We start from the raw sequence: 6726 nt of genomic DNA on the forward strand, positions 1-6726 counted from the left end.
CGCCCGCCCGGAAATCGAAAACGACGTCCATCACTCGGCACCATCCGAAGGCAATGGTACGACGGGCTCAACAGGGGTTTTCCGACGGTCTCGTTAGCCTTTTGCTGGATTTTTGTTGATTATTCCTGCAGCAACACAAGTCTCAGCAGCGATCACGAACTGCTCTTGTAGTAGATCAAAGTTCTTCTTGGGATACCAACGAATGAGCTTTGAAATGAACCACGAAGAAAACTGAATAGCTAAAAATAGGCGCGAGTTCATGGCATAGACGCTATTCATGGTGTAGACGGGCAATGCCGTTACTCTTGCGTGGTCAGTATTCGGCACAACATTCAGCAATGACGAGCCAACCTCAGGATCAGAAAAATGAGCCACCTGTGATTGTGCGCCGTAGATACGCCCTAAAGTTCCATCGCCTGCTTTACTGACATTCGGCGTCTTCTTCGTTCCTAATTCAGTGATCGTCTTCTCTTCCAGCTCTTGTAGCCTAGCAAGCTGCTCAAGCTGCTTACGAAGAAGGCAATGGCTATCGATGATCTGCCCGTTGAGAATCAGGTTATGCAATAACAGGTGAGTGCGAATAAACGATGCGCCAACAAGCAATTGATACTCGCTTTCGGGAGATACATTGCTGATCGGTTCATTGGTCTTGAGGTAGATTGAAGAAATCAGACCATCGACCAAGCAACGGCTTGAGTTGTATTCTTCAGTTTCTTCAGCTAGGAACTTTTTGCGATGAACTTTCTCTGCAGCCTCGATTTCACAGCCCAGGTCGGCAAGTGATTTGAATGCATCTTCGACAGAGTTCATTTAGGCTAACGTCAGAGAACAGGCGACCCGGCCCTCATGGCGGAGGCGCTGTCCTCGTTGCTGCATGGAACCACCAATTCGGATTTTCGACAAGGCCGCGGTGAGGGGGCGCCCTGATTCGACTTGTTGTGCTTTGCGGTTAGTCGCCTTGCCGGTTTGCTCCGCAACGCTCCCGAAACCGCCGAGCCGTGCGGCCAGAGTTGTGGAGAGACTGGCCCCCCGCAGCCAGCCCGACGCCCCGGGCTGCGCTGCCAAATAGCAATGAGGGGCCGCCGCAAGGCAACGTGCTTCAGAAACCTATCCGCCCGGTCAGCGGTCCGCCAGTGAAGCTCCGCGCCATCTCGGCCAGCACCGGTCGAGTGCCCGAACGCGATGCCGCTTCCGACCTGCCCCGATCCATCCGCCATCGGGATCACCAACCCCGGAACACCGTGCTCCAAAGTCCAGCACAACGTCATAGCACACCAACCGCCTGACGGCAGCCGCGCGTTGACTGTGGGTTACGGGTTCTAATCACGGGGAAAATCCGACTCGGAGCGGGTCAGGCGGTTGGGTGCTGCGACTTGTTAGCGCTCTTGGATTCATAAAGTAAGTGCAACACCCGCTCTGAGTCTTGGGAAGGGCATTGGGGCGGGTGCTGCACCTATGAAGAATTACCAGCAACTCAGCAACGACGAACGCTACCAGATCGGGGCGATGAGACGAGTGAAATTCAGCCTTCGTGCGATTGCCCGCGAGCTTGGACGGAGTCCCAGCACGATCTCCCGGGAGATTCGGCGCAACGCCTATCCGACCGATGGCCGATACAAGCCCCTGCACGCATGCCAGATGGCCCGGGGCCGCCGGCGCCGGGCCCGCCAGGGCACGTGCTTCAGCGGATACGTGTGGGAAATCGTCAGGAGCCTCCTCCGGAGGAAGCTCAGTCCGATGCAGGTCTCGGGGGTGCTGAAACGATTCCGGATCGTCTCCATCAGCCATGAGACGATCTACCAGCACGTCTGGGACGACCGCCGTTACGGTGGCGATCTGCACACGAATCTGCGTCAGGCTTCGAAGAAGCGGCGCAAACGGTACGGCCAATATGACAGTCGCGGAAGGCTTGCAGGTAAGCGGCCGATCGCGACTCGGCCGATCGGCGCGGAGAACCGCTCCCGCCTCGGGCACTGGGAAATTGATACAGTGCTGGGCAGCGGCAAGGCCTGCATCCTGACGCTTGTGGAACGCAAGACCGGGTATCTTCAAATTGCCAAGCTGACGGCGCGCACCAAAGAAGAAGTCTTCAAGGCAATGATGCTGCTGACGCACCGCCATCGCCGACGTTACTTGACGATCACTGCAGACAATGGATGCGAATTTCATGGCTATCGAGAAATCGAAGAGGAGCTCTCGATGCGCTTCTACTTCGCCCCGCCGCACCACTCGTGGGAGCGCGGAACCAACGAGAACACCAACGGTCTGATCCGGCAGTATCTTCCCAAGGCCACGAGCATGGAGAAGCTCACCCAGGAACAATGCGACTGGATCGCCAACGAACTGAACGAACGTCCGCGCGAACGCTATAACTTCCGCACACCAAACGAACTGTTCCTATAGGCCGCTAGTGTTGCACTTCACTCTTGAAGCCGCGCGCTTTTCATTAGCCTCTTGGGCCGAAGCGCGATTCCGCAACATAAATTCAGTAAGCCAGTTCCGGCTAGCCACCACATCGTTTCGGAAACGTAGTCGATAATGGCCTTCGCCCTCCGGCGTGCAGCCCGATGCTCTTCACCAGTTGGTGCAACTTGGCATCGTCTCCTCTGAGTTCGTCTTCAAGATTCGCAGTCCCGTAAAGAAATTCGCCAGGTGGATGGCTATGCGCGGAAACCGTGATCCAATCCGGTGCGCTAACCAGCAGGAACAGTCCGGAGGTGATCAGCAAAATAGATATCAGCTTTTCTCGCTTCATCTGAGGACATTGCTCTTCATATTCTTGCCGAACGTCATAGCACACCAACCGCCTGACGGAAGCCGCGAGTTGACGGTGGGTTGAGGGTTCTAATCACGGTGAAAATCCGACTCGGAGCGGGTCAGGCGGTTGGGTGCTGCGACTTGTTCGCTTTTGGATTGTTGCGATCGTGTTTCTTGGAGGGTGTATCCAACTAGCCATAGTCCGCAAAGCAATAGACCCACAACGACCATGATCGTGTCCATAACGAAGGTCACAGGTCGTTCGGAGAGGCGGTAAAAGGAACGACCTCGTTGCATGTAGCCAGTCTGGATGAGGTAGGTCGCTACCGACAAAACCACGCCACCGGCCAAACCCGAGATCATGCAACCCGGCATGATCGCCCAGAATCCCAATCCTCGACCGAGGGCCCAGATTCCTACTGCAAACGTATAAGTGCAGAACCCAGCCGCGAACCACGCGTATCGAGACCAAGTTGGACGCGGCGGATTCATTTTGGAGCGAACGTCAGAGAACAGGCGACCCGACCCTCATGGCGGAGGCGCTGTCCTCGTTGGTGCATGGAACCACCAATTCGGATTTTCGACAAGGCCGCGGTGAGGGGTCGCCCTGATTCGACTTGTTGTGCTTTGCGGTTAGTCGCCTTGCCGGTTTGCTCCGCAACGCTCCCGAAACCGCCGAGCCGTGCGGCCAGAGTCGTGGAGAGACTGGCCCCCGCAGCCAGCCCGACGCACCAGGCTACGCTGCCGAATAGCAATGAGAGGCCGCCGCAAAGCGACGTGCCTCAGAAACCTATCCGCCCGGTCAGCGGTCCGCCGGTGACGCTCCGCGGCATCTCGGCCAGCACCGGTCGAGTGCCCGAACGCGATGCCGCTTCCGACCTGCCCCGATCCATCCGCCTTCACGATCATCCACCCCGGAACACCGTGCTCCAAAGTCCAGCACAACGTTTGAGCGCTGGCACCCGCTACCGGGAGCGCCAGTCCGATTCAGGGTAAGAGGTTCTCAGGGCGATTCAACTTCCGACTCGGGGCGTGGTAGCGGGTTGTCCAGCCGCGACTTGTTGGGCTTGGTTTTTGGTTTGGATCGAGGGAATCGGGCGGCATGAAGAATGAAGCCGAATGCCGCTGCGATCCCCGCAAACATTCGGATCGCGCTTAGAATCGCGTCGGTTGTGATGTGCAGCGTCCAGTTGGCATCGTTCTCACTGATGAACAGCCACCCCTTGGTGAGCCAGATATACACCACGTCGCCAAAGAAGACTGCCAATAGTGCTTAGTGCTACAACCAGCCCAATCGACAGAAGCCACGAGGCGAACGATCGGTCTCTCCTCAATAGGATCCATGCTCCGATGATTGCGCACGGAAGGATCGTGCAGGTTCCCAAGAACTCGGCCCACCACACGAGCGCATCCCAATCGCCAAACCATGGTGCGGAAGGCATCTCAGTATTTGGCCCAACGTCAGAGAACAGGCGACCCGGCCCTCATGGCGGAGGCGCTGTCCTCGTTGCTGCATGGAACCACCAATTCGGATTTTCGACAAGGCCGCGGTGAGGGGTCGCCCTGATTCGACTTGTTGTGCTTTGCGGTTAGTCGCCTTGCCGGTTTGCTCCGCAACGCTCCCGAAACCGCCAACCCGTGCGGCCAGAGTTGTGGAGAGACTGGCCCCCCGCAGCCAGCTCGACGCCCCGGTTTCCCCTGCCGAATAGCGATGTGAGGCTATCGCAAAGCGAAGTGCTTCAGAAACCTATCCGCCCGGTCAGCGGCCCGCTGGTGACGCTCCGCGCCATCTCGGCCAGCACCGGTCGAGTGCCCGAACGCGATGCCGCTTCCGACCTGCCCCGATCCCTCCGCCATCACGATCATCAACCCCGGAACACCGTGCTCCAAAGTTCAGCACAACGTCGAAATCCACCCACCCCATACCGGGAGCGCCAGCCCGATTCAAGCAGGAGTTTCTGACCACCCCGGAAAATCGACTCGGGGCGGGTATGGGGTTGGGTGCGATGGCTTGTTCGCCTTGTCCGATTCTCCGGCTGCTCTTGAAGACCGAACCATGATTCCGCCAACCGGACCGAATCACCGGAAAGCCCGCCTGCTCTCCCGCCGGTCGAGCCGACATGCCGGAAAGTCCGACTGTTCTTCCACCGGATCGGCCACCGGACCGGAAAGCCCGACCCGCCAACATCCGCAACCGGTGCCCACAGTGACGAACCACCAGAAGAACTTCGCGCGACTCTCCATCCAACGCGCACGGCAAAACCACGCAAAATCAAAGGGTATGTCTTCCTTCTGGCGAACGTCAAAGGACACAGGACCCCTGACCGGGGGCGCCGCTTCGACTGCGGGTTGAAGGTTGAATGGTCATGACGGATAGAACTCGCAGCGGGTCAGGGGTTCTGTGCTCCGACTTGTTCTGCTTCTTCTTTTTGGATGTTTGCCGCGATAGTCTCAATCACGTGCCTCCGAGCATCGCGGGAGTGCTGATCCAATCGGTTCCACGCGTCACGTAAAGCGTCATGCTGTGCAATCGATCCGATGATTGCGTCCGTCGAACTGGCATCCCACTTATCCAGTTCGTGCGCCCATGTCCGCAGGAATTCATCGACAGTCGATTCAGGGAGCTCATCCCAAATAGGATTGATGTGCTTCGTTCCTTGAAGCATTCCCGCAATCAGTCCCGCTCCGGTTCGTGAGTCCATTTTTTGCAGAACGTCATAGCACACCAACCGCCTGACGGCAGCCGCGCATTGACTGTGGGTTGAGGGTCCTAATCACGGTGAAAATCCGACTCGGAGCGGGTCAGGCGGTTGGGTGCTGCAACTTGTTGGCCGTTGTTTTGGTTCCGCCTTTAGGGCTCAGGATGAAAACGAGAGGGCAAGGAAGCGGTCCCCGCCGGACTCGCTGGATCGGTAATTGATGAAAGCCGAGCACTCGCAAATCGCTTCGTAAACATCGGGGCACGCATCCTTCAGTTTCTGCATGCCATCGATCTGGAGCACGAGTGAATCCTCACCCAAGGCGTAGTCCTCCATGCAGTCGATCCAAGCGTCCATGTTCCTTCCGTAGTAATCGGGGAAGCCGAACCTCTGGGCGAAGCATTCGTGGAAATCTTCCCAGGTGCTCACTCCGGATATGTCGATCTGCGCGCGCTCCATTTTTTGGGCCAACGTCTGAGAACAGGCGGCACCGACGAACCATGACGGCGCTCTCTGATCTCGTTGCCGGATGTAACCACCTAGACCGAAATTCGACAAGGCCGCTGATTGGTGTCGTCCTGCTTCGCCTTGTTCGCTTCTTTGGTTAGTCCTTGGGGCGGTGGTCTTGTACGTTGAAGGGCCTGCGTATCACTCTCCTGAGCTCGATCTTCGTTCTGAGGTCGTCAACGAAGCCAACAGCTGCAAAGCGGAGATTCCGAATAGGCCCTTTGAGATCGTCGAAACCAAATGCGCTTAGGGTCGCCCGCGCCGAATAGTCTGACCAACCATGGACTGTGCCGTCCGGCTCTACAGTGATATGAGCCTGGCCCGGGGGAAACTCGGATGCGTCGATCGCCAATGTCCATCCGTTCGGGAGTTCCTGAAGCTGCTTGTGAAGAACCTTGATTACGTCGGGGTGCCAAGCCTGTCGGTCGACCACAATTGTGTGCTGTCGGCAGATGTCTACGTGCCGGCTCATGGAAATTGGCGCTCCCTGGACTCCGCATCCACTCTCGGTGTCCACTAAATATAGATCGCTTAGTGATGCGGCAATGCGGTCGAATGCATCGTCGAATTCCTTCACACGTGCTTCGTCCTTGTGTTCCTCTCCAGTGAACTCTGGCTTAGGGAGATCCTTAAAGCGTGGATGGCGGATAAAGCGCATTCAATTTCTAGCGAGACCCTATGGCTGCGACTTGAAGCAGTCGGGCACCGTTGGAGTAGGTTGAGGGTTGGGAAAGTGGTGTCGTGTCTGGTTCAAATCGTGGGC

General features: G+C 57.3%; 7 protein-coding genes. 2 read left to right on the top strand and 5 right to left on the bottom strand.

Translation table 11 applies throughout. From position 1 onward, the window contains the following. Positions 1 to 93: 93 nt before the first annotated feature. Positions 94 to 810 carry a hypothetical protein gene (locus HNR46_RS19985; RefSeq protein ID WP_184022393.1) on the bottom strand — a complete coding sequence of 239 codons (717 nt, stop codon included), beginning with the start codon at positions 808 to 810 and terminating at the stop codon, positions 94 to 96. A 645-nt stretch (positions 811 to 1455) separates the two neighbouring features. Here HNR46_RS19985 and HNR46_RS19990 point away from each other — a divergent pair. After that, positions 1456 to 2403 carry an IS30 family transposase gene (locus HNR46_RS19990; RefSeq protein WP_184022395.1) on the top strand — a complete coding sequence of 316 codons (948 nt, stop codon included), beginning with the start codon at positions 1456 to 1458 and terminating at the stop codon, positions 2401 to 2403. Positions 2404 to 2844: 441 nt separating this feature from the next. Here the strand turns inward: HNR46_RS19990 and HNR46_RS19995 are convergent, their stop codons facing one another. The 4 genes from HNR46_RS19995 to HNR46_RS20010 all read right to left on the bottom strand — a co-directional run bounded on the left by HNR46_RS19995 (position 2845) and on the right by HNR46_RS20010 (position 5915). Continuing rightward, entirely contained in the window at positions 2845 to 3249 is a 405-nt protein-coding gene (locus HNR46_RS19995) for a hypothetical protein (protein WP_184022397.1), read from the bottom strand. A gap of 511 nt (positions 3250 to 3760) precedes the next feature. Then, positions 3761 to 4024 (bottom strand): hypothetical protein, encoded by a 264-nt coding sequence (locus HNR46_RS20000; protein WP_184022398.1) that lies wholly within the window; start codon positions 4022 to 4024, stop codon positions 3761 to 3763. Positions 4025 to 5147: 1123 nt separating this feature from the next. Next, positions 5148 to 5423 carry a hypothetical protein gene (locus HNR46_RS20005; protein WP_184022400.1) on the bottom strand — a complete coding sequence of 92 codons (276 nt, stop codon included), beginning with the start codon at positions 5421 to 5423 and terminating at the stop codon, positions 5148 to 5150. A gap of 192 nt (positions 5424 to 5615) precedes the next feature. Beyond that, a complete protein-coding gene (locus HNR46_RS20010; RefSeq protein WP_184022402.1) occupies positions 5616 to 5915 on the bottom strand; it encodes a barstar family protein in 300 nt (99 codons plus the stop codon). Between the two features lie 328 nt (positions 5916 to 6243). Between HNR46_RS20010 and HNR46_RS20740 the strand changes: the two genes are divergently transcribed. Next, the gene (locus HNR46_RS20740) at positions 6244 to 6483 is read left to right on the top strand and encodes a hypothetical protein (protein WP_221285305.1); all 240 of its coding nucleotides are present in this window, start codon (positions 6244 to 6246) and stop codon (positions 6481 to 6483) included. Positions 6484 to 6726: the final 243 nt, after the last annotated feature.

The organism is Haloferula luteola, from assembly GCF_014201715.1.
In the GTDB taxonomy this organism is placed as follows: Bacteria; Verrucomicrobiota; Verrucomicrobiia; order Verrucomicrobiales; family Akkermansiaceae; genus Haloferula; species Haloferula luteola.